This window comes from Thermococcus camini (assembly GCF_904067545.1).
Lineage (GTDB): Archaea > Methanobacteriota_B > Thermococci > Thermococcales > Thermococcaceae > Thermococcus > Thermococcus camini.
Genome location: NZ_LR881183.1, coordinates 1,952,529 through 1,974,914, shown reverse-complemented (window position 1 = coordinate 1,974,914; position 22,386 = coordinate 1,952,529). Strand labels below are relative to the sequence as shown.

General features: G+C 54.6%; 18 protein-coding genes and 1 tRNA gene. 10 read left to right on the top strand and 9 right to left on the bottom strand.

The window, feature by feature from the left end; translation table 11 throughout:
* The first annotated feature begins 349 nt into the window (after positions 1-349).
* The 5 genes from TIRI35C_RS10825 to TIRI35C_RS10805 all read left to right on the top strand — a co-directional run bounded on the left by TIRI35C_RS10825 (position 350) and on the right by TIRI35C_RS10805 (position 9,417).
* Positions 350-973 (top strand): DNA-binding protein, encoded by a 624-nt coding sequence (locus TIRI35C_RS10825; protein ID WP_188203251.1) that lies wholly within the window; start codon positions 350-352, stop codon positions 971-973.
* A gap of 377 nt (positions 974-1,350) precedes the next feature.
* Entirely contained in the window at positions 1,351-2,598 is a 1,248-nt protein-coding gene (locus TIRI35C_RS10820; protein WP_188202836.1) for an ORC1-type DNA replication protein, read from the top strand.
* Positions 2,598-4,757, top strand: coding sequence for a DNA-directed DNA polymerase II small subunit (locus tag TIRI35C_RS10815; protein ID WP_188202835.1), 2,160 nt, complete (start codon positions 2,598-2,600; stop codon positions 4,755-4,757). The genes TIRI35C_RS10820 and TIRI35C_RS10815 overlap by 1 nt, the downstream gene beginning before the upstream one ends.
* A complete protein-coding gene (locus TIRI35C_RS10810; protein ID WP_188202834.1) occupies positions 4,758-8,681 on the top strand; it encodes a DNA-directed DNA polymerase II large subunit in 3,924 nt (1,307 codons plus the stop codon).
* A gap of 49 nt (positions 8,682-8,730) precedes the next feature.
* Complete coding sequence (locus tag TIRI35C_RS10805) at positions 8,731-9,417, top strand: hypothetical protein (RefSeq protein WP_188203250.1); 687 nt, start codon at positions 8,731-8,733, stop codon at positions 9,415-9,417.
* A 592-nt stretch (positions 9,418-10,009) separates the two neighbouring features.
* On the opposite strand, the gene TIRI35C_RS10800 is transcribed toward TIRI35C_RS10805, so the two are convergent.
* Positions 10,010-10,085 (bottom strand) — tRNA-Gln (locus TIRI35C_RS10800).
* A 169-nt stretch (positions 10,086-10,254) separates the two neighbouring features.
* Here TIRI35C_RS10800 and TIRI35C_RS10795 point away from each other — a divergent pair.
* Positions 10,255-11,028: an SDR family NAD(P)-dependent oxidoreductase gene (locus TIRI35C_RS10795; RefSeq protein WP_188202833.1), complete on the top strand. Its 774-nt coding sequence runs from the start codon at positions 10,255-10,257 to the stop codon at positions 11,026-11,028.
* 43 nt (positions 11,029-11,071) lie between these two features.
* Here TIRI35C_RS10795 and tpiA read toward each other — a convergent pair whose 3' ends face one another.
* Both tpiA and coaD read right to left on the bottom strand, forming a co-directional pair.
* Entirely contained in the window at positions 11,072-11,752 is a 681-nt protein-coding gene (gene tpiA, locus TIRI35C_RS10790) for a triose-phosphate isomerase (RefSeq protein ID WP_188203249.1), read from the bottom strand.
* A 32-nt stretch (positions 11,753-11,784) separates the two neighbouring features.
* Positions 11,785-12,288, bottom strand: a complete 504-nt coding sequence (gene coaD / locus TIRI35C_RS10785; RefSeq protein WP_188202832.1) for a phosphopantetheine adenylyltransferase — start codon at positions 12,286-12,288, stop codon at positions 11,785-11,787.
* Positions 12,289-12,357: 69 nt separating this feature from the next.
* Between coaD and TIRI35C_RS10780 the strand changes: the two genes are divergently transcribed.
* The 4 genes from TIRI35C_RS10780 to TIRI35C_RS10765 all read left to right on the top strand — a co-directional run bounded on the left by TIRI35C_RS10780 (position 12,358) and on the right by TIRI35C_RS10765 (position 16,730).
* Positions 12,358-13,554, top strand: a complete 1,197-nt coding sequence (locus TIRI35C_RS10780) for a hypothetical protein (protein ID WP_188202831.1) — start codon at positions 12,358-12,360, stop codon at positions 13,552-13,554.
* Positions 13,555-14,880, top strand: coding sequence for an acetate--CoA ligase family protein (locus tag TIRI35C_RS10775; RefSeq protein ID WP_188202830.1), 1,326 nt, complete (start codon positions 13,555-13,557; stop codon positions 14,878-14,880).
* A gap of 99 nt (positions 14,881-14,979) precedes the next feature.
* Positions 14,980-15,957, top strand: coding sequence for a bifunctional N(6)-L-threonylcarbamoyladenine synthase/serine/threonine protein kinase (locus TIRI35C_RS10770; RefSeq protein ID WP_188203248.1), 978 nt, complete (start codon positions 14,980-14,982; stop codon positions 15,955-15,957).
* On the top strand, positions 15,948-16,730 hold the full coding sequence (locus TIRI35C_RS10765; protein ID WP_188202829.1) for a DUF835 domain-containing protein: 783 nt from the start codon (positions 15,948-15,950) through the stop codon (positions 16,728-16,730). Before TIRI35C_RS10770 ends, TIRI35C_RS10765 begins: the two co-directional genes overlap by 10 nt.
* Here TIRI35C_RS10765 and TIRI35C_RS10760 read toward each other — a convergent pair.
* The 6 genes from TIRI35C_RS10760 to TIRI35C_RS10735 are packed head-to-tail and all read right to left on the bottom strand — an operon-like array spanning position 16,714 to position 22,345.
* Positions 16,714-17,550 (bottom strand): NAD(+) kinase, encoded by an 837-nt coding sequence (locus TIRI35C_RS10760; protein WP_188202828.1) that lies wholly within the window; start codon positions 17,548-17,550, stop codon positions 16,714-16,716. The two genes, TIRI35C_RS10765 and TIRI35C_RS10760, sit on opposite strands and share 17 nt — an antisense overlap.
* Positions 17,547-18,626 (bottom strand): lysylphosphatidylglycerol synthase transmembrane domain-containing protein, encoded by a 1,080-nt coding sequence (locus tag TIRI35C_RS10755; RefSeq protein WP_188202827.1) that lies wholly within the window; start codon positions 18,624-18,626, stop codon positions 17,547-17,549. The genes TIRI35C_RS10760 and TIRI35C_RS10755 overlap by 4 nt, the downstream gene beginning before the upstream one ends.
* An 11-nt stretch (positions 18,627-18,637) precedes the next feature.
* Positions 18,638-19,702: a lysylphosphatidylglycerol synthase transmembrane domain-containing protein gene (locus TIRI35C_RS10750; protein ID WP_188202826.1), complete on the bottom strand. Its 1,065-nt coding sequence runs from the start codon at positions 19,700-19,702 to the stop codon at positions 18,638-18,640.
* A gap of 2 nt (positions 19,703-19,704) precedes the next feature.
* Positions 19,705-20,856 carry an RsmB/NOP family class I SAM-dependent RNA methyltransferase gene (locus TIRI35C_RS10745; RefSeq protein ID WP_188202825.1) on the bottom strand — a complete coding sequence of 384 codons (1,152 nt, stop codon included), beginning with the start codon at positions 20,854-20,856 and terminating at the stop codon, positions 19,705-19,707.
* A 9-nt stretch (positions 20,857-20,865) separates the two neighbouring features.
* Positions 20,866-21,384 (bottom strand): DUF3201 domain-containing protein, encoded by a 519-nt coding sequence (locus tag TIRI35C_RS10740; protein ID WP_188203247.1) that lies wholly within the window; start codon positions 21,382-21,384, stop codon positions 20,866-20,868.
* A gap of 55 nt (positions 21,385-21,439) precedes the next feature.
* Complete coding sequence (locus TIRI35C_RS10735; protein WP_188202824.1) at positions 21,440-22,345, bottom strand: LEA type 2 family protein; 906 nt, start codon at positions 22,343-22,345, stop codon at positions 21,440-21,442.
* Positions 22,346-22,386 lie beyond the last annotated feature (41 nt).

Genomic DNA, 22,386 nt, shown 5'->3' with positions numbered 1-22,386 from the left:
AAAACAAAAAACTAGGAGAGTAACCAAAACCCTGCTCCACTGGAAACAAAACTCCCAGGGGGTATTGAAGTGTTTAACTTATCTTAATCGCAAAATACTTTTGTTTATTCAGAATGTCCAAAACAGTCCATCACTGTCCGTATTTTGGTGTCCATTTAAGTTCATTCATCTTTCAGTGGAAATGATCATTTGATTTCATCCGGACATTTACAAACTTAAAATTTTACTATACATTGGTGGGTCCTTAGTCCCTTCGCTTCCTGTGGAGAATGAATGCTTGAATTTGCCTGTGCCGTTTCAGGTGCAAAGTTAATTAACCTATATCGCATAGTATTCTTCGGTGGTTCCCATGGACGACGTCGAGGTTCAGGTTCTTGAGTGGCTTCGGGAGGGTGACGACACCGCCCAGGACATAGTGGATCTCCCTTGGTCAGTCAGGGAGGCTCAACCGGGTACTTATCTGGCCGAGCACCCTAGAATGCCGTTTTCTCTCCTTGTGATATTCTCGGAGGGCTTTGTTCACCTTCTCGTGCCTATGGGGCTCGAGACGTTCTCCATGTCCAATGACGAGAAGCTCAGGATTTACCACACCCTCCTCCGCCTCAATGACCAGGTTCACTTGATGAAGTTCACCCTGTCGGGAATGAACGATGATGTGTACCTCCGCGTTGATCTGGATAAGAAGACCCTGGGAAAGGAGGAGTTCAACGACGCCCTCACCGCACTCCTCATTGGGCTTCTTTCCTCTGTCTCCGCGTTGGGTCTTGAGGAGGCATTCGCCCGCGAGATATTCGATCGTATAGTCGGGATGGTCTTAGACAGGGTGGATAGGGGTGCCAGCAGGGAGGAGCTGATGAAGTTTCTGACCGTTAAGGTCGGCATGACGGTGGAGGACGCGAAGAACCTTCTGGATGAGGTTTTTGCCGCGAAGCGGTCCCTCGAGGGTCACGAGAAAGACGTTGGGTACTTTTAAACCCTGGCCTTTTGTTCTCCCTCTTTTGAATGTTTCTCCTGCTTCTGGGACGCCTGTGCGGGGCTTCCCGGCTCCATCTCCTGCAGGGTACGCAGAATAACATCCCATTTTCCGTGGTTATGCCCGGTATTTTCGGGTCTTCTTTTTACATCCCCCTGTTCAACAACGCATATAAACCCCTGACCTCGAATATCTATGCTTTCCTCTGCATCCAGTGCTTCCTCTGGAGTGTGTGTCTGATGTCCAAAATATAAATAATAACCTAGGAAGATAGCCAGTAATAATGCCTTAAAACAGTCTTATTGGCACGATCACATGGTTAAGTTTGTACAATAATCCGAAACCGACCTGGATTTCCATTGGAATGGGTGGTGAGCATGGACGACAATTACCTTGATTCAATCTTCGAGAAGTACCTTCACGCCAAGAAGATATTCAAGAATAAAGAGGTTCTCAGGCACAGCTATACCCCTAAGGAGCTCCCCCACAGGCGCGAGCAGATTGAGGAGCTGGCGCATATTTTGGTTCCCGTCCTCCGCGGCGAGACACCTTCAAACGTTTTCGTGTACGGGAAGACCGGAACCGGTAAGACCGTCACCATAAAGTTCGTTACGGAGGAGCTGAAGAAGATATCCGACAAGTATCAGATTCCCGTCGATGTTATCTATATAAACTGCGAGATAGTGGACACCCAGTACCGTGTTCTGGCGAACATCGTGAACCACTTTAAGAACGAGAGCGGCGTTGAGGTCCCCCTCGTGGGCTGGCCCACCGATGAAGTTTACGCGCGGCTTAAGGAGGTAATCGACGCCCGTGAGCGCTTCGTCATAATAGTCCTCGACGAGATTGACAAGCTAATCAAAAAGAGCGGTGATGATATCCTCTACTCCCTCACGAGGATAAACACCGAGCTGGGCCTTGCGAAGGTGAGCATCATAGGCATCTCAAACGACCTTAAATTCAAGGAGTACCTCGATGCGCGCGTCCTCTCGAGCCTGAGCGAGGAGGAGGTTGTCTTTCCCCCGTACGATGCCAATCAGCTCAGGGATATTCTGATGCAGCGTGCCGGCGACGCATTCAACGAGGGCGTTCTCGACGACGGCGTCGTCCCCCTGTGTGCCGCCCTGGCCGCGAGGGAGCACGGCGACGCGAGAAGGGCCCTTGACCTGCTCCGCGTTGCGGGTGAGATAGCGGAGCGCGAGGGCGCGAGCAAGGTCACGGAGAGGCACGTCTGGAAGGCCCAGGAGAAGATAGAACAGGACACCATGGAGGAGGTCATAAAGACCCTTCCGCTCCACTCGAAGGTTCTGCTCTACGCGATAGTTCTCCTTGACGAGAATGGCGAACTGCCCGCCAACACTGGCGATGTTTACTCGATTTACATGTCCCTCTGCGACCACATCGACCTCGAACCCCTCACCCAGAGGCGCGTGAGCGACCTGATAAACGAGCTCGACATGCTCGGCATCATCAACGCCAAGGTCGTCAGCAAGGGCAGGTATGGGAGAACGAAGGAGATAAGGCTCAACGTAACACCTTATAAGGTCAAGAACATATACAGACACGATTCCCAGCTCCAGACCATGCTGACGGTGAGCATGTCCCGCCAGAGGAGGCTGCTCTGATGGGTTTGATAGAGGATTTAATGGCCAATCGCTATCTAATCACTCCTTCGGCTTACTACCTTCTCGTGGATAGCTACAAGAAAGACTTCACGCTGGCCGAGTTGATAAAGTTCGCCAAGGCCAGAGGGGTCTTTGTAATAGACTCCGCCATTGCGAAGGAGTTCCTTGAGATGAAAGGTGGGGTTCCACTAGAAGTTCCCTCCCTCCTCGAGCCCCAGCCGTCCACCGAAACTGGTGAGGGGACCTCTGAGGATTCTGGGGCTGTGGTTGGATATCGGGAAGAACAATCTTATTCTGCGAATTCGGCCGGGGATAGTGCTTCGTCGGCAGAGGCTAGCGGCGTCGAGGGAGATTCAGATGATGGGCCCGGCACGTTGATTTCCACTGGAAATACCGAAGACGTCCTCCTAAAAACGCCTTCCTTTTCACAATTGGAGCAAGAAGAATCCCACTTCTTCGGGGGGAAGAGTTCTATTTCCACTGGAACTTCCTCTGGTGATGTCTCTTCGGAGGGGTTCGTTGAGGGTGTGGATGGGGATTCCGAGGCGGTGCTTCCTGTGGAAGATGTCGAGGCTGAGGGTTCCTCCGGATCTGATGTCCTTCCGGGAGATAACCCTTTGGAGGGTAGCTCCCCTGGGGTTCCTGTTGCTGAAACTGGATATATCAACGGAAACGGCTACGCCGACGATGAGTCCTACTACTCCGACGAGAACGGGAACGGTGTGAGGCCCAAGATAGTTTACGGTGACTACGGGGTGCCGATAGCCTACGTCGGCGATGAGGTGCTGGAGGAAGAGAAAAGCTACTCGGTTTACCGCGATATCGTCATAGCCCCACGTGAGGGCTTCATTTACCGGGCTAAGGAGATCCCTGACGACTGGGAGCTCGTCTTCGACGTCAAGAATGTGAAGTTTGAGGTTCCCAAGGTCAAGAGCGCCGCCAGCAAGGAGGGCGAGATAATCGTCAAGGTGTACTCGGACTACTTCAAGAGCCGGCTGAGAAAGATGCGCAGAATCCTCCGCGAGAACCCCGAGCTCGGCAGCGTCATAGACATAGGGAAGCTGGGCTATGTGGGAGGAGACGAGGAGGTAACCATCATCGGTCTCATCAACAGCAAGCGCGAGACGGCCAAGGGCTTCATGTTTGAGGTCGAGGACAGCACCGGGATAATCAAGGTCTTCATAAACCGCAACAACGAGGAGAGCAGGAAGTTCTTCCAGATAATGCCCGACTCCGTTATAGCCTTCCGCGGCCGCTACTCGGGGAGGGGCATATTCTTTGCCAACCGGATCTACCTCCCGGACGTTCCGAAGTTCAAGCGCGACAAGCCTCCGCTCGAGGAGAAGGTTTACGCCATCCTCCTCAGCGACATCCACGTGGGAAGCAACAAGTTCTGCGAGAAGGCCTTTGAACGCTTCCTCGAATGGCTCAACGGTGAGGTGAACAACCGCGCCGAGGAGGAGCTTGTGAGCAGGATAAAGTACATGATAATCGCCGGCGACGTCGTCGATGGAATCGGCATCTACCCCGGCCAGTACAACGAGCTTGCCATTCCGGACATCTTCGATCAGTACGAGGCCCTGGCGAACTTTCTCCGCAACGTGCCCGACCACATAACCATGTTCATAGGCCCGGGCAACCACGACGCCGCCAGAACCGCCCTCCCCCAGCCGGGGTTCTACGATGAGTACACCAGGCCTCTCAAAAAGCTCAAGAATGCCGTCATGATAAGCAACCCGGCCGTCGTGAGACTTCATGGGCGTGACTTCCTCATTGCCCACGGGCGCGGCATAGAGGACGTCGTCAGCTTCATCCCGAACAGGAGCCACCACAGGCCCGCCGAGGCCATGCTCGACCTGCTCAAACTCCGCCACCTTGCGCCGACCTTCGGGGAAAAGGTGCCAGTCGCACCGGATTCGGAGGATACCCTCGTCATAGAATCCGTTCCCGACCTCTTCCAGGCCGGTCACGTCCACGTTATGGAGTACAAGATGTACAACGGCGTTTTTCTGATAAACACCGGAACCTGGCAGGCTCAGACGGAGTTCCAGAAGATGGTGAACATCATGCCGACACCGGCCAGGGTGCCCATAATCGACGTCGAAACCGCCCGCCTGAGGGCCGTTGTGAGGTTTGACGAGTACTGCGAGGGGGTTTGAATGGGCGAGGAACTCTACTCATCCAAGATGAAATCCTACTTTGAATCCCTCCAACGTGAGATAGACCGGGCTTACGAGGTGGCGAGAAAGGCCCGTGAACAGGGAAAGGACCCCAGCCTTGAGGTTGAGGTTCCCCAGGCGACCGACATGGCCGGCCGTGTTGAGAGCCTCGTCGGTCCGAAGGGCGTGGCCGAGAGGATACGCGTTCTTGTTAAGGAGTACGGTAAAGAGCTGGCCGCCCTGAAGGTGGTCGATGAGATTATCGAGGGGAAGTTCGGCGACCTGGGGAGCAAGGAGCGCTACGCCGAGCAGGCCGTTAGAACCGCCCTAGCGATTCTCACCGAGGGAATCGTCTCCGCCCCCCTGGAGGGAATAGCCGACGTCAAGGTCAAGAGGAACGAGTGGGGCGACAATTCCGAATACCTGGCCCTTTACTACGCGGGCCCCATCAGGAGCTCCGGAGGAACCGCACAGGCCCTCAGCGTCCTCGTCGGCGACTACGTACGGAAGAAGCTTGGCCTTGACCGATTCAAGCCGAGCGAGAAGCACATAGAGAGAATGGTGGAGGAGATAGACCTCTACCACAGGGCAGTTACAAGGCTGCAGTACCACCCGGAGGCAGACGAGGTAAGACTCGCCATGAAGAACATCCCCATCGAGATAACCGGTGAAGAGACCGACAAGGTTGAAGTCAGCCACCGTGACGTTCCCGGCGTTGAGACCAACCACCTTCGCGGCGGTGCCATACTCGTCCTCGCCGAGGGTGTCCTCCAGAAGGCCAAGAAGCTCGTCAAGTACATAGACAAGATGGGCGTTGAGGGCTGGGACTGGATAAAGGAGTTCGTAGATGCCAAGGAGAAGGGCAAGAAGGCAGAAGGGCCCGAGCCTGCCGAGTCCAAGGCCGAGGATTCCGGGGCAAAGGAAGAAGTTGCCGAAAAAGTTGAGAAGGGCTTCTACTACGAACTCTACGAGCGCTTCAAGGCCAACATCGCCCCCAACAAGAAGTACACGAAGGAGATAATCGGTGGAAGGCCGCTCTTCGCCGAGCCCTCCGAGAACGGCGGCTTCCGTCTGCGCTACGGAAGGAGTCGCGTCAGCGGCTTCGCCACCTGGAGCGTGAACCCCGCAACCATGCTGATCCTCGACGAGTTCATAGCGATTGGAACCCAGATGAAGACGGAAAGGCCCGGCAAGGGCTGTATAGTTACCCCTGCAACCACCGTCGAAGGCCCGATAGTCAAGCTCAAGAACGGGAGCGTTATACGGGTTGATGACTACGAGACCGCTTTGAGGGTGAGAAACGAAATAGAGGAGATACTCTACGTCGGCGACGCTTTAGTAAACTTCGGCGACTTCGTTGAGAACAACCAGACGCTTTTACCTGCCAACTACGCTGAGGAATGGTGGATTCAGGAGTTCGTCAAAGCTATAGCCGAGACCTACGAGGTTGAGCTTAAGCCGTTCTCCGATAACCCACGCGAAGCCATAGAGGAGGCGGCGGAATACCTTGAGGTCGACGCCGACTTCCTTGAAAACCTGCTGAAGGATCCGCTCCGCGTTAGGCCCAGTGTTGAGCTGGCGATACACCTATCGAAGGTCCTCGATGTTCCGTTTCATCCCCACTACACCCTCTACTGGAACACGCTCAGGCCAGAAGAAGTTGAGGAGCTCCAGAGGGCTCTGGTTGGCGCTCAGATAGGGTGGGACGAGCACATGAAGAACAAGTTCGCGAGGAAGGTAGTTCTCGACAACGACCCCAAGATAAAGCGCTACCTTGAACTCCTTGGATTGCCACACGGGCTTGAGAGAACTGAAGACAGGAAGAAGGTTATAGTGATCGATTACCCGTGGAGTGCCGCCCTTTTGACTCCCCTGGGCAACCTCGAATGGGAGTTCAGGGCGAAGCCCTTTTTCACCGTCATAGACATCATCAACGAGAACAACCGGATAAAGCTCCGTGACAGGGGCATAAGCTGGATTGGGGCCAGGATGGGCAGGCCCGAGAAGGCCAAGGAGAGGAAGATGAAACCTCCGGTTCAGGTTCTCTTCCCGATCGGTTTAGCTGGTGGCTCCAGCAGGGACATTAAGAAGGCCGCCGAGGAAGGTAAGGTAACGAGCGTGGAGATAGCCTTCTTCAAGTGCCCCGAATGCGGTCACACCGGGCCGGAGCACCTTTGCCCTCGCTGCGGAACGAGAAAGGAACTCCTCTGGCACTGCGCCAAGTGCAACGTCGATTATCCTGAAAACGAGGCGGAAAGCTTTGACTTCCACTGTCCCAAGTGCGGCACCGAGCTGAAGCCCTACGCGAGGAGAACCATAAAGCCATCGGAGCTTCTCCGCGCGGCGATGGAGAACGTCAAGGTCTACGGCATCGACAGGCTCAAGGGCGTCCAGGGAATGACCTCCGGCTTCAAAATGGCCGAGCCGCTTGAGAAGGGTCTGCTGAGGGCCAAAAACGACGTCTACGTCTTTAAGGATGGTACCATTCGTTTCGACGCCACCGACGCCCCGATAACCCACTTCAAGCCAAGGGAGATAGGTACGAGCGTTGAGAAGCTTCGCGAACTCGGCTACACCCATGACTTCGAGGGCAAGCCCCTTGAGCGGGACGACCAGATACTCGAGCTGAGGGTTCAGGATGTCATACTGCCCTACGAGGCAGGTAAATATCTCCTCAAGGTGGCCCGCTTCATCGACGACCTTCTTGAGAAGTTCTACGGTCTTCCGCGCTTCTACAACGCCGAGAAGATGGAAGACCTGGTCGGCCACCTCGTGATAGGTCTCGCCCCCCACACCTCGGCTGGAATCATAGGCAGGATAATAGGCTTCTCCGACGTTCTTGTGGGATATGCTCACCCGTATTACCATGCCGCCAAAAGACGCAACTGCGACGGGGACGAGGATAGTGTGATGTTACTTATGGATGCATTATTGAACTTTTCTCGTTACTATCTGCCCGAGAAGCGCGGCGGAAAGATGGACGCGCCTTTAGTCGTTACCACGCGCCTCGATCCAAGAGAGGTTGACAGCGAGGTTCACAACATGGACGTCGTCAGGTACTATCCCCTGGAGTTCTACGACGCCACCTACGAGATGAAATCGCCCAAGGAGATTAAGTTCATCGAGCGCGTCGAGGACAGATTGGGCAAACCTGAGATGTATGAAGGCATAAAGTTTACCCACGATACGGACGATATAGGTCTCGGCCCGAAGATGAGCCTGTACAAACAGCTCGGCGACATGGTGGAGAAGGTCGAGCGCCAGCTGGCCCTGGCGGAGCGCATAAGGGCGGTCGATGAGCACCACGTGGCAGAAACGATAATCAACTCCCACCTCGTTCCGGACCTGAGGGGCAACCTGAGGAGCTTCACGAGGCAGGAGTTCCGGTGTGTGAAGTGCAACACCAAATACAGAAGGCCGCCGCTGACCGGCAAGTGCCCCAAGTGCGGCGGCAAGATAGTCCTGACAGTCAGCAAAGGTGCCATAGAGAAGTATCTGCCAACTGCCAAAATGCTCGTTACAAAGTACAGCGTCCTGGATTACACGAGGCAGAGGATATGTCTGACCGAGAAGGACATCAAGAGCCTTTTCGAGAACGTCTTTCCGGAGAGGCAGAGGACGCTGATGGGCTTTTCCGCTGATGTCTGTGAGAAGATGATAAAGGAAAGGACCGGCAAGTCCAACGGGAAGAACGGCTACCTTGACGAGCTGAAAGCAAACGGAAAATTCAGGAAGAGTGCTAAGACCGAGAAAAAGAAGGAATCCAAATCTCCCAAGCGCTCTGAGAAGAAGATAAAACCCGTCAAGGGACCTGAAAAGGCCGCCCTTAAGGAATACATGATGAAAAAGAAAGCGGAGGACGAAAAATCGAAGGGTAAGAAGAAAAAGAAGGGCATAAGCCTCGACGAGTTTTTCGGTTCTTAGTTTTTCCGTTAATCATATATATCATTATACCGCTCTTTCTTTGATGGAGATGAACCCAGGGTTCAAATTGCTCCCCAGCGTGGCCTACCTGCGGGTTCAGAGGCAGGCGTTCATAGGCTATTCTATGCCGTTAGCGGGGTGGATAGGTGAGTATCTGGTGAACTATCAGCGGCTTCCAAGGCCGAACTTCCTTGGGCGGGCAATGGGCAAGCTGGGCTTTTCTTTAGCTGGCGAGGAGCGCGATGATGGGTACATAACCCAGTTCTTCATGAAGGGGAGCGTTTCAGTAAGCGCGAGCTGGGACGTTGAGAGGGAAAACCTTTTCCTCCAGCTGATTCCCCTTCGCTCAAGGCTCTCCCGCGGCTTAACAGTCAGGGCTGAGCACATAGAGTTCTACGACCAGTACGTGGTGAGCATAGAGCCGACCGGCAAGCTCCCGCCCGGTGTCAGGGGGATTGGGATAAACGCGCTCATCCTTGAGGACTTCTACCCGGTCGAGACCCCCTACTGGGGCATGCTCCACGAGGACTGGGAGGTCGAGCTGAACCTTCTCGTGATGAAGGACGAGGTTTACGACAGGCTTTCCCGCGAGGAGTACCGCTGCCCTGTCTGCTTTGCCCCGCTCCATGAAGAGAACGGTGTCCTAAAGTGCTCTTCCTGCGGCTTCACCTACGCGCCCGAGCACGACTTCGAGAGGGTCATGGAAGAGTTCAGCGTGGAGGAGTTCGCGTTTTAGCAAGCTTTGCTTGCGCAAAGCTTGACCAAAATATTCCAACTGTTCAAATTGGGAGTGTGGAAATTAGCATGCCTTATACAAGGTGTTCTTAAAGGGTTTTATACTGACGTTGGACAATTTGGCTGGCGTTTCACTCCAAGCCAGTGCCCTTCTGGCGCCAAAAACAAGAAACACAACCAATAACATTGACAATTAAAGCGCAAACCCTACCAAAAATTAGCATCGCAAAAGGCATGCAACAACACCAAAAGCAAGAGAATAGTCAAAACATTCCGCCAGCGCTTGCGAAGGAAGCTTTTGAAAAGAGCTTCACCAAAGGCATGTAGCTCCTCATAAAGAACGTCCATACAAGCCGATTTTACACGCCAAATGTTCATTTTCAGGCGAGAACATTTTGAAAAAGCCTGCTGAAATGGGGTTTATTCTCTCCTGACGCCCAATGGGCGTCGATTTTAAAGTTAAACCCGCAATTAGGAAACAACTAGGAAAGTTCTCACTTCCAAAACAGCCACTCAAAGAAAAAATCACCTAGAATCAGCCTTTCAAGAGGAGCTACAAACTTTGATGAAACTTTGCGCAGGCAAAGTTTCTATGGTAGCCCCGCCGGGATTCGAACCCGGGTCGCGGGATCCAAAGTCCCGCATGCTTGGCCGCTACACCACGGGGCTGCCCGATAGAAAAGCCGAGTCCGAGCTTATAAATCTTAAGCTTTGGACAGTCCTCTAAGTCATAATTATTAAAACTTTCCGGCTTCATCACTCTGGAAGAGTGGTAATAGAAAAAATTTATAACTATCAAGTTGTAATTATGGACTCGTAACTATATGGGGGCCTGCCTATGGGTAGGGTTGAGGGGAAAGTGGCCATTGTGACCGGTGCCACTTCCGGGATTGGAAGGGCTATAGCGAAGCTTTTGGCCAGAGAGGGCGCAAAGGTTGCCGTTACCGGACGGAACGAGGAGCGCGGTAGGAAAGTAGTTGAGGAGATCATCTCAGAAGGCGGCACAGCAAAGTTCTGGAAACTTGACGTTAGCAACGAGGCAGAGGTGGAGAGAGTTTTCAGGGAGGTCGTTGAGGAGTTTGGCAAGCTGGACATACTTGTCAACAACGCTGGTATCTCTGGCCCGGACAAGCCGACACACGAGCTGACGGAGGGGGAGTGGGATCAGGTTATGGATGTCAACGTCAAAGGGGTTTTCTTCTGCACGAAGCACGCTGTCCCGTACATGATTAAAAACGGTGGTGGGAGCATAGTGAACGTCTCCTCGATCTACGGCATAGTAGGTTCTCCGGGAATTCCGCCGTACCATGCATCGAAAGGTGCCGTCAGGCTCATGACCAAAACCGATGCCCTCCTTTATGCCAAGTACGGAATCCGTGTTAACTCTGTCCACCCAGGGAGCATCTGGACGCCCATGCTCATGAAGGCCTGCAAAAAAATGGGTGTTGATGATGAGGAACAGTGCAGGGGGGTCTTCGCCAAGATGAACCCCGTTGGCTTTGTCGGTGAGCCGATGGACGTTGCCTACGCCGTCCTCTACCTTGCCTCTGATGAGTCCCGCTTCGTTACCGGAGCGGAGCTTGTGGTGGACGGGGGTTACACGGCTATGTAATCTTTTTTATATTGTCTATCTTTGAAAATGGGGAGGGAAGACATTAAAGAATCAGCGACACCAGATCCCTTATCGCCTTCTCCGGGTCCTTGGCCTTGGTTACACCGCTCGCGAGGAGAACGCCAACGCTTCCAAGTTCAAGGGCCTTCTTCACGTCCTCTCCGGTGGAAATCCCCGCGCCGGTGAGAACCTTGACGTCCGGGTTGACCATCTTAACCAGCTCGACAGTGTCGGTGATGACTTCCGGCTTGGCCTTGCTGACGGGAATTCCAGTACCTATCAGTTCAGGTGGCTCCACTGCAACGTAGTCCGGGCCAAGAGCTGCAACTGCAGCACTGACGGCCGGGTTGTTGGAGCAGACCATCGTCATCAGTCCGACTTCCTCTGCCCTTCTAATACTGGCCTCCAGATCCGCCAGAACCATTCTGTTCTCGGAGTGATTGAGGAGCGTTCCCACAGCACCGGCCTCTTTAACCGCCTCAGGAAGGACGTGTCCAGTGTGGCTGCCCGGCGTTATCGGGTCGATGTGCTGGGCGAAGACCGGAATCTCGACCTCCTGGGCGATGCGGTAGAGGTCGACCAGCTGTGGCGCAACGACTATGGTTATACCCGTCTCCTTCCAGACCTTCTCTGCAGCCTTGGCTATCCTCAAAGCCCCATCGCCCGTGGCCTGGGCGTAGGTCTTGAAGTTGATCGCTATAATCGGCTCCTTCAGCTTCGACATTGATATCACCGTAGGTGTTATTATCCGAGGGCTTAAACGTCTTTCCGTCGGGGAGTTTCGTTTCCACTGGAGAGCGGCCTCCCGAACGGGTCTATGAGGCCGGCCCTTATGAGGGATGAGCTGATTTTGGACCCGAGGGAACTCCTGACGAGGCCGATGGTTACTATATCAAGCGGTCTCAGCCCGTTTTCCTCACGCGCCCGGTTGACCACCAGGGCACCCTTGTAGGTCTCCTCGCTCACGACTATGGCTTCTAGGCCCTTCATCTCCCCCGCAAATCCTATCGCAGTGTGTATTTTGATAACGCGGTAGCCGGAGTAGCCGTTGACTTCGAAGAACTTGATTAAATCCCTGAGGCGCAGCTCGTATGGGAGTATCTTTTCCGCGTAGGGCTTGTTCCTGATCATCTCGTCGGATGTCAGGCCTATGTAAACGTATTCCCCCACCTCGAAGGCCTTCCTCAGCAGGGCCTTGTGGCCGAGGTGAAGCCTGTCGAAGGTTCCGCCGACGACGACTTTTCTGTACCTCTTCCTCATGGGGGTACCTTGGGCGACGAACCAATAAGCTTTTTTATTGCCTGTGGAGATTCTTTCGGAGGTGATGGAATGAGGAAGCTGGCGGTTCTGATTCTCACGGTTCTTCTCATCACTCCTCTCTTTGGCGTGGCTTCCGCCGCGGACGATCCCCAGCCCCTATTTGACATAGACTTCGTGATCAAAGTGGCCCCCACCACCGTGAACGGCTCCCAGGTCTGGATGGCTACCTTCAAGGTTCACGCCGTTCTGAAGGACCCTGTCTATAGGGCTTACTTCGAGAACCTCGCTTCCAACAACAGCACGAAGGCTGAGGATGAATTTCGGGACTTTGTCCGGCAGCTGGTGTATGAGAACCTCAAGGACAACTTTGAGAAGCGCTTTGAGGCGGCCAACGTTTCCAGCACGATATACCTTCCTGAGGGAGGCCCTGTTCGCGTCCTTGATAACTGGTCAGCCACGGTCACCTTCGTGATTTCCAACTTTCTTGTAAGCGACGACGGGAAGGTTCTCAGGTGCCCCCTGCCCGGCTCGATGGACTTCGTCTTCAAGGGACATGTCTTCGCCTACACCTGGGACAAGATGACGCTGATCCTCCCCGAGGACTATGAGGTCAAGAACCTGGCCCCCAAACCGGATGACTTCACCGATGGGGTGGCCATCTGGACGGGGGGAGACTACATACCGCTGATCGAGGTCTACACGCCCCTCTACACTTTTATGCGGTTCCTCAATGAGACCAACAGAACCATTACCCTGGTTTACGACCCCCACGAGGGCTACGTCCAGTTCAACGCCACCTTCAGCGGGGCGGAGGCCAGCAAAAGCACCGTGGAATATATTATCAAGGGATTTAGGGGCACCATGGATATAGTCAGCATCGACTCCTCCCAGAGAAACGGCAGCCTGGTTGTCATCGGTGTGGCAAAGCCCGAGGTCTCTTACAGGGAGACCTCCAAGGAGAAGGTGTGGCAGGCCGTCATCAAGCTCCCCGGAAGCTTCGATGAGGTTCATGTGGAGGGTGGAACGTACCAGCTCGCCCCGGACAACACAGTAATCATCACGGTCACGGAGGAGAAAACAAATTACGTTCCCTACCTCTGGGGCGGCCTGGTGGTCCTGGTTGTGCTTGTCATAGTGGTTCTAAAGAGGCGCCGTTCCTCCGGCTCAGAGGTGGAAGAAACCGAGGAGCCCCCTGAAGAAGGAGAGGCTTCAGTGGAAGATTCAGGGAATGGGGAAGAATCTGGAGAGATGGATGGAGGTGAGTGAATGGACTTCTTCTTTTATCCCTCTCGCGTTGCGGTGTTTGGCTCATTCAAGAATGGCGCCATAGCCTACGAAATCCTGAGGAACATCGTCGAGGGCGGCTTTGAAGGTGAAATAATCCCGGTCAACCCGAAGGGTGGAACTGTCGAGGTCGCCGGGAGAACCCTCCAAATCCGTGAGACGCTTGATGAGGCCGTTGACACAGCCATAATCGCGATTCCGGCAAAGTTCGTGCCGTCCCTCATAGACGAAATCGGTCCCCTCATCAAGGGCGCCGTCGTCATCTCTGCCGGCTTCTCCGAGGTTGGGAACGCTGATCTCGAGCGCGAACTGGTGGAAAAGGCGAGAAAGCACGGCATCAGAATCATCGGACCAAACTGCGCCGGCATCTTCGGCGTCCACGGGAAGTTCTTCGGCTCCTTTGAGGTCAGGGTTAAGCCCGGTGGGCTGGCATTAATCAGTCAGAGCGGTGCCTTCGGTGGCGCGGCTTTGGCAATGGGCAACGACGAGGGGATTGGCTTTTCTGCCTTCGTTTCCTATGGAAACGCCGCTGATTTAAACGAGAGCGACTTTTTGGAGTACTTCGCGGACGATGAGAATACCAAGGCTATAGCCCTCTACATCGAGGGCGTTAAGGACGGCAGGCGCTTTTTAGAGGCCCTCCGCTACGCGAGCACTAAAAAACCGGTCATCATCCTCAAGGCCGGCAAGAGCGCGAGCGGAGCTAAAGCTGCGGCTTCACATACAGGCTCGCTCGCGGGTTCTTACGAGATTTATCGCGCGGCTTTCAGGCAGGCTGGAGCTATCGAGGTCGAGGAGATGGAGGAGCTCTTCGATGCTGCCAAGGCATTCGAGATGTACACCCGAGCCGGGAAGAGGGTCGCGGTAATTACCAACTCCGGCGGTCCGGGCGTTCTCGCAACGGACAAGCTCGAAAGGCTGGGCCTTGAGATGGCCAGGCTGAGCGATGAAACCGTCGAGGAACTCCGCTCTTTTCTCCCACCCCAGTGCTCGGTAAAGAACCCAATAGACCTGATAGCGGATGCCGACTATGAGCGTTACCGGAGGACCATCGAGGTCGTTTGTGGAGATAAAAACGTGGATTCGCTCCTCGTTATCTGCGTGCCACCGATTTTTATTCCAAGCGAAGAGATAGCGAAGGCGGTAATCGAGGCCGAATGCGACAAACCGGTCATCGTCAACTTCATGGCCGGAGACCTGGTCAGGGAAGGCGTTCGGCTTTTGGAGGAGCATGGGATCAAGAACTTCCCGACCCCGGAGCGCGCGGCGAGGGCCCTTTCATGGCTCGCGAGGCGCAGAGGTTTTTGAAGCCCCCCTTAAGATGAAGGGTTGACTTTGGGAGAGAAATCCACTGGCCGGGGAAGTAGCCCGGCAACTTTTTATAGGTTTTCTTCAACTTTCATGGCGATGATAGCTATCGGAATAGAGGGTACCGCCCACACTCTCGGCATAGGCATCGTTACAGAAAAAGAAGTCCTTGCCAACGTATTCCACACCCTCACGACGGAGAAGGGGGGGATACACCCCAAGGAGGCGGCGGAACATCATTCTAAACTCCTCAAGCCCCTTCTCAGAAAGGCCCTTGACGAGGCAGGGATAGGCATGGAGGACGTTGACGTTGTAGCGTTCTCCCAGGGGCCGGGTCTCGGCCCCTGTCTCCGCGTCGTTGCCACGGCCGCGAGGGCGCTGGCGATAAAGTACAGGAAGCCCATAGTCGGCGTCAACCACTGCATCGCCCATGTGGAGATAACCAAAATGTTTGGGGTTAAAGACCCGGTTGGCCTCTACGTCAGCGGCGGAAACACGCAGGTTTTGGCTTTGGAAGGCGGTCGCTATCGGGTCTTCGGCGAGACCCTCGACATAGGCATAGGCAACGCGATAGACACCTTCGCGAGGGAGCTGGGAATAGGCTTCCCTGGCGGCCCGAAGATTGAGAAACTGGCACTAAAAGGTGAACGCTATATAGAGCTTCCCTACGCGGTCAAGGGGATGGATTTGAGCTTTTCTGGAATACTCACAGAGGCCGTCAGGAAGTACAGAACCGGGAAGTACCGCGTTGAGGATCTGGCATATTCCTTCCAGGAGACGGCCTTTTCGGCGCTCGTTGAGGTGACGGAGAGGGCCGTGGCTCACACCGGCAAGGATGAGGTAGTTCTAGTCGGCGGCGTCGCCGCCAACAACCGCCTTCGCGAGATGTTGAAGGTCATGACAGAGGACAGGGGGATAGACTTCTTCGTTCCGCCCTACGACCTCTGCCGCGACAATGGTGCGATGATAGCCTACACCGGCCTGAGAATGTACCGCGGGGGGGTGCGCTTCTCGCTGGAGGACACCGTGGTGCATCAGAAGTTCCGCACCGATGAGGTGGAGGTAGTATGGAGCTGATGGTTCCGCCCGTAGTCCTCGTGGCGGATGTTGTTCTCTTCCTTGTGATTGGTTACTCTGCATTCTACGCCATAAGGAGGATACACCGCTATGGTGAGCCCCTTGACAGATTCATTGTGATCATAGCGGGATCCCTGTTCCTGGCCTCCATCGGAAGGGCTCTCGATGTGGTGGATGATCTGGTCGATGTAGGGGGGGCTTTTGTGCCCGCTGAGGGGACTCTGTATTTCTTCTCTATAATCGGGGTTGCATACGGTCTGCTGAGCTATATGGGCAGCATTGAGAGGAGAATTCTGCCCACCCCTGTCAGGGAAAAGGGGAGTGACGTTCTTGCCCCCGGCGGCTATATGTACACCGGAAGCGAGGGCCTCGCCGAGTTTCTGTCCGCGGTGGATGGGCCGGTTCTTGTTATAACAAGGAGCCCCTGGAAGTACCGGGAATTTGAAAACGTTCAGGCACTCTGGGTGACTCAGGCTGGGGAGGAGGGGGTGGGCCCGACAAAGCTCCACGTTCTCCTGGAGGCTGCGGTGGACTTCATGCGGGGCGGCGGCAGGCTGGTTGTTATTGACTGCCTTGAAATTCTGGTGCTCTACAACGACTTCAACTCCGTGTTCAGGTTCCTCTCCACCCTGAAGGACTACGCTGTCGGCACGCGCTCCACCCTTCTGCTGATTGTGGACAGGGAGGCCATCGAAGAAAAGGAATTCAAGGTGCTTTCAAGGGAGTTTCCACCCATCAAGAGTTTATGGGATGTCCTTAAAACTTCTTCTTGATCCTCATGGTGTACTTTGGATAGACCTCGTCCGTGAAGCGCACGAACTTTGTTCTCCTGGGTGAGAGCTTTATCGTTATCTCTGTCTCCGGTTTCAGGTAGGTGTAGAACTGGCCATCTATGGCGAGTATTATCTCCCTCTCGAGGGCTAGGTTCCTCACGTCTATCGTGCTGTAAGATGGTACTATCATCGGCCTGGAGCTCAGCGCTATGGGTGCAAGGGGCGCTATAACGATCACGTCCAGCCTGGGATCGACGAAGGGACCGCCAGCGCTCATAGAGTAGCCCGTCGAGCCCGTTGGCGTCGAGACTATCAGGCCGTCGGCCCTTATCTCGTCCGCCAGCCCGCTCTCGATGTAGTACCTGAGGTGGATTATCTTTCCGGGGATTCCCGTCAGGATAGCCACCTCGTTGAGGGCGTCGGGGACTGTGTTCTCCCCGTTGAGGTATGTCCTCAGCTTTATGCGCTCGTCTATATGATAGTCCCCCTCTATGAGCTTGCTGAGGGCAAAAAAGGCCTCGTGGGGTTCGACCTCCGTGAGAAAGCCGAGCGTGCCCATATTTATTCCGAGGATCGGTATCTCCCTTTTTGTCCTGTGCTCGACCCGCAGTATGGTCCCGTCGCCGCCGATGACGATTATGAAGTCAACATCGAACTCCTCAAGGGGGCATACGTCCTCCTCCTGGAACTCCGGGAGATGCCTGTGGGTCTCGGTGTCGACGCATACCTCGTACCCGCTGACCTTGAGGAAGTCGTAGACGCGGTAGGCGAGCTTGAGTGCCGCCTCCCGGTCCCTCCTGGCCACTATCCCGAACCTCATCCTCCATCCCTTTCGTCCGTTTCTTCCATTCCCTTTTTCAGAGTTTTCTCGTCCGGTGCGGTAACTGGCATCTCCTCCGGGGCCTCAGGTTTGTAGTCTGCGGTCACGAGTGAACCTATGACCGTCGGACCCCAGAAGGACAGCAGCCTCTCAAGGATGACCCCTGTAACAGCGTGCTCGGGGTTTATACCGAGCGCTATGAAGACGGCTGAATTGACTGCCTCGATTATGCCCGCCCCTCCCGGAACGATGGCGAACATACCAACGACCATCGAGACGACCAGGACGACGGTTATATCAATGGGTGCTATTGGATAGCGTATCGCGAGGAAGATCAGGTAGTAGCGGACTATCGTGAGACCCCAGTAAACGAAGGAGTGGAGTGTGGCAATGATCGTGATTGTCTTGTTCCGGTATAGCAACCGGAAGTCCGACTGGAGGCGTGGTATTGTGTTCTCGGCTATGTTCCTGAAAAAATCCCTCTGCTTCTCGGCTCTTCCCGACAATATCCTGTGGTAAAGCCGGTATATTCTCCATACAGCACGCGGAGCCCTGGTCTCGCCCATGAGGAGCCAGACCACGAGGGCTGTGAACCCCATCAGAATAACGTCGAGCACTATTATCAGCACGGTCAGCTCGATCTGCCCGAGCCGGTAGACGTGGAGCGTGGCTAGAACCATCATAACGGCGACCGGAACGAGATCCAAAATCCTGTCCATCATAACGCTGGCCGTCATCAGACCGTAGGGGCTTCTGGCCCTCTTTGCCAGATAGTAAACCCTTATGAACTCTCCGAGTCCCTTTGCCCCGGGGCTGATGTTGTTGAAGAACATCCCGACGAAGATTGCGGAGAAAACGGCCCTGAACGGGGCTTTTATGCCGAGCCCACTTAGGAGAACCTGCCACCTGAGGGCCCAGGCGACAAGGGTTACAGCGTACACCAGAATGGCGAGGAGAAAGTACTTTATGTCCGAACCCTTCAGGATTTCGGCTATCCCCTGGGCCCCCGCCCAGTTGATGAGGGCGCCTATGATTATGAGCGCTCCCGTAAAGAACGCTATCTTTTTCCAGTCCATAGAGTACACCGTCAAACCTGTTGTTGGGGTTCATCGTTTATATCCTTGTCGTCCTTTGCTTCCAGCTTCCTGTCCTGACTCACCTTGATGCCGAAGTGGGTCATTACTCCGGCACCTATTGCCGTCGGTGCCCAGTAGGATATCAGCCTCTCCAGCAACGTCGCGGTCACCGCTATCTCCTTGTCTATCCCAAGGAGCACGTAGACTGCAGAGTTAATGGCCTCTATTAGCCCAGCTCCGCCGGGTATTACCGAGAACATTCCGACGACTATGCCTATCATCTGGACGACCATGACGTCCGGGAGGCCGATGGGGCTGTTTATGCTGATGAAGATGAAGTAGGAGCGCAGCAGGACGAGGAACCAGAAGGCGAAGGAGTACAGAAGGGAGAGGGTGAAGGCCACCTTGTGCCTCATCAGGAGTTTGAAGTTCTCCTGGAACCTGGGAACGTCAACTTCAACCGCCCTGATAAACCGCTCTTCGTACTTCATAGCCTTCTTGGGCATTATCCTTCCGAACTGGCGGTATAACCAGTGTAGGATTCTCTTGGTTCTCCTCTCGCTGAGGAGGATTCCAACGGTGGCCAGGGTTATGGCGGCGAAAACGACGTCCAGGAGAAATATCGTCAGAGTTAGGGTGAAGGAGCCGAGCCGGTAAACGTGGACCGTCGCCAGGAGGAGCATCACGACGACCGGAATAACGTCCATTATCCTGTCCATCATTATGGTGGCAAAAACGTGGCCGTAGGGCTCGCCGGTTCTCTTGGAGACGTAGTACATCCTGACCGGCTCGCCCCCACCCCTCGCGCCGGGGGTCACGTTGTTTATGAAGATGCCGACGAAGAGGCCGCCGACTATTGTCTTCATCGGGACTTTTATCCCGAGGCTCTTGAGCAGAACGCGCCAGCGGAGAGCCCACATGATTACCGCCAGGACGTAGGCCAGAACAGCCAGGAGGAAGTAGTCCTGCCTGGCGGTTTTGAGTATCTTCAGCACGTCGCCTGTTCCAGCCCACCAGAGGAGCAGGATGATTATGAGCAGGCCAACGCCCAGGAGGGAGTACTTCTTCCACTCCATGACTACACCTTCCTGAAGCGGGCTATGAAGAAGCCCTGAGTGAGGTGTCTGTTCGGATAGAACCTCTGAACCTCATCAATGCCCATACCGCTCGAACCTATAAAGATGCTCTGCTCTTCGAGCTTTAAACCTTTACTCAGGATGTACTTCACGTTGGCCTCGTTCTCCTCGTAGCTCAGCGTGCAGGTGGAGTAAACGAGAACACCGCCCCTTCTGAGGGACTTTATGGCGGCGTTGATGAAGTGCCTCTGGTAGCGCGCAGTAGCTATTATGTCCTTCGGTGTCCTGCTCTCCCAGAGCTTCGGTCTTATTCCCAAAGCTGTGCACGGTGCGTCGAGGAGTATCTTGTCCGCCTGGATTCCCAGCTCAGGGAGCTTCCGCGAGTCCATGTGGATGGGCTTGACGTTCTTCACGCCGAGCCTTTTGAGTTCCTCCTCCATCTTTTTGAGCCTGTTCCTCGACTTGTCTATCGCTATTATCTCGCCCCTGTTCTGCATCAGCTGGGCTATGTGGCTTGTCTTCCCTCCGGGAGCGGCTGCCATGTCCACTATCAGCTCCTCCTCGCTCGGTTCCAGAACATGGGCGACCACCATCGAGGGCAAACTCTGCGCGTAGAAGAGGCCCTCTCTAAAGGACTCCAGCTCGCTCAGGCTCGGGAGCTTGAACTTGGGCAGGGTGACCTCCACGGCCAGCCCCCTCGTGGAGACCACCATCTCCTTGGCGCTCATTCTGGCGATGCCTATTCCGACGAGCAGACCTCTGGGGTCTCTTATCTGAACCTCGTCGCCGGGTTTTATTCTTTTGTCCGCCTGCAAAACTCCGGGAGCGTAGAGCATCGCACCCTGATAGACGCTCTCGCTCGCGAACTTGTTGGCGCGGACGACCGGAAGACCGGGTTCGTAATCGTCGGGGAAGTTCGGGCCTTCCCTCTCGAAGTATATCCCCTCCTTGAGGTAGGGGCTCCTCTTGGGTTTAAGCCCCTCCCTCCGGAGGATGCTCATAAGCTTTGACCTGCTGGTCTTTAGCGTGTTTACCCTGATGTAGTACTTCTCCACCGGCGTTCTGAGGGAGGCCATTATCTCCTCCGCTTCCTCCCCAAAAAGGCCGCGGTAGTACTCCCTGAGCTCCTCAGGAAATGCTTCCTCCGGTTTCATGGCGACACCTCAGAGGTCGAAGATTTCGAAGCGCTTTCCGATGTCTATCAGCCTCAGAATCCCCTGCTTCAGTGCCCCGACGCTCCCGAAGTTCGCCTCGAGCTGGAAGAGGTTTTCACTGCTCCCTTCGATTTTCTCAAGTATTTCGGTCGGGGAGACCCTTCCGTCGCGCCTCCAGTTGTAGATGTCGCTGAGGAAGTCCTGGGCGCCGTAGATGAAGCTCCTTGGGAATATCTCAATGAACAGACCAACGAAGTTCTCGCTTATCCTCTCCTTTGGAACCGCGACGACGAAGTAGTAGCTCTCCGGGGTTGCACCGACCTCTATCTGGGGCTTTATCTCGAACGCTGGGTGGGGGTACTTCATCAGCCTCCACTCGCCGTCGAGAAAGATGTAGGCCCCGAAGGCCTCCTCGACGTCTTCAACCTTAAAGCCCTCCGTGGGGAGCTCCAGCTTAAGCTCCTCGTTGAGGGTGAATATGTTCTCCCACATCTCGTTGAGGAACTCGTGGATCTCTCTCACGTTCATTTCTCTCACCGGAAAATGAAAGGAGAATTGATTTAAAAGTTCATCCCCTGGAGAATCAGCCGAGCATCTGGTTGAGGAGGTTGTTGAGGTCTTCAATTATGTGCGTCCGGACTATTTCCTCGTAGCTTGCCAGTTTGATGTCGTAGGGGTTCCCCATAAGGTTCACCCTCAGGAAAATGTCTGCTGTGACTCTGCTCGCCTCGCCGTTTCTTATGTGGATTTCCCAGACCTTGGGCAGTGAGTCCTCATTAATGTACATCCTCACGTCGATGGTCGCGTATCCCTTCGCTGGGATAACCGTCTTCTTTGAGGTTTCTCCTTCACCAATCTTGATGCTGTTGGCGTACGCTTGGAAACTGAGCTTTGTCACCGGAACCGGGAATCTGTTGGGGTTGTAGAGTTTCATGTGGGCTACCAGAACAGCTTTTCCGTTTTTCTCCCCTCCCCAGTCGAATGTCGTCTCGACCACCGCTGGGCTCTTGATCAGCCCTCCCGCGATTTCCTTGCTGTCAGCTGTGAAGTTCAGATACGCAAGGATGTTCTCGCTTATACCCTTTTTCAGGTCTAGGTTGATGGGTATAGCCTTTAGGAACGTTCCGTTAAGAATTATATCGACCTCTCCCCTCTGCTCGCTTTCCAGGTAGCTTATCAGGCCCCGCACGAGGTTTCTGTTGTCTACCCCTATGACCAGGGACACCTCTGTTTTCGTGGGCTCGTACTTGAATCTCTCTATTCTCATTACGGGGATCCCCGAGAAGACCACCGTTAGGTTTTTGATCGATACCGGAACGAGCAGGGGCTTGCTCAGCCTGGCGTCTATCCATATCTCCGTCGTCTTCTCGTCAACGTAGCCCCACTGGGAGCTAACGCGGGGGCTGAGGGTGTAGGCCGCGTAGGCAACGTACCCCACCCAGATGATGAAAATCAACGCCAGTCCAAGTATTATGTACCTGAGTTTCATTTTCCCACCGTGCCATTCCTTTCTTCGAAGGCCGTTTAAAG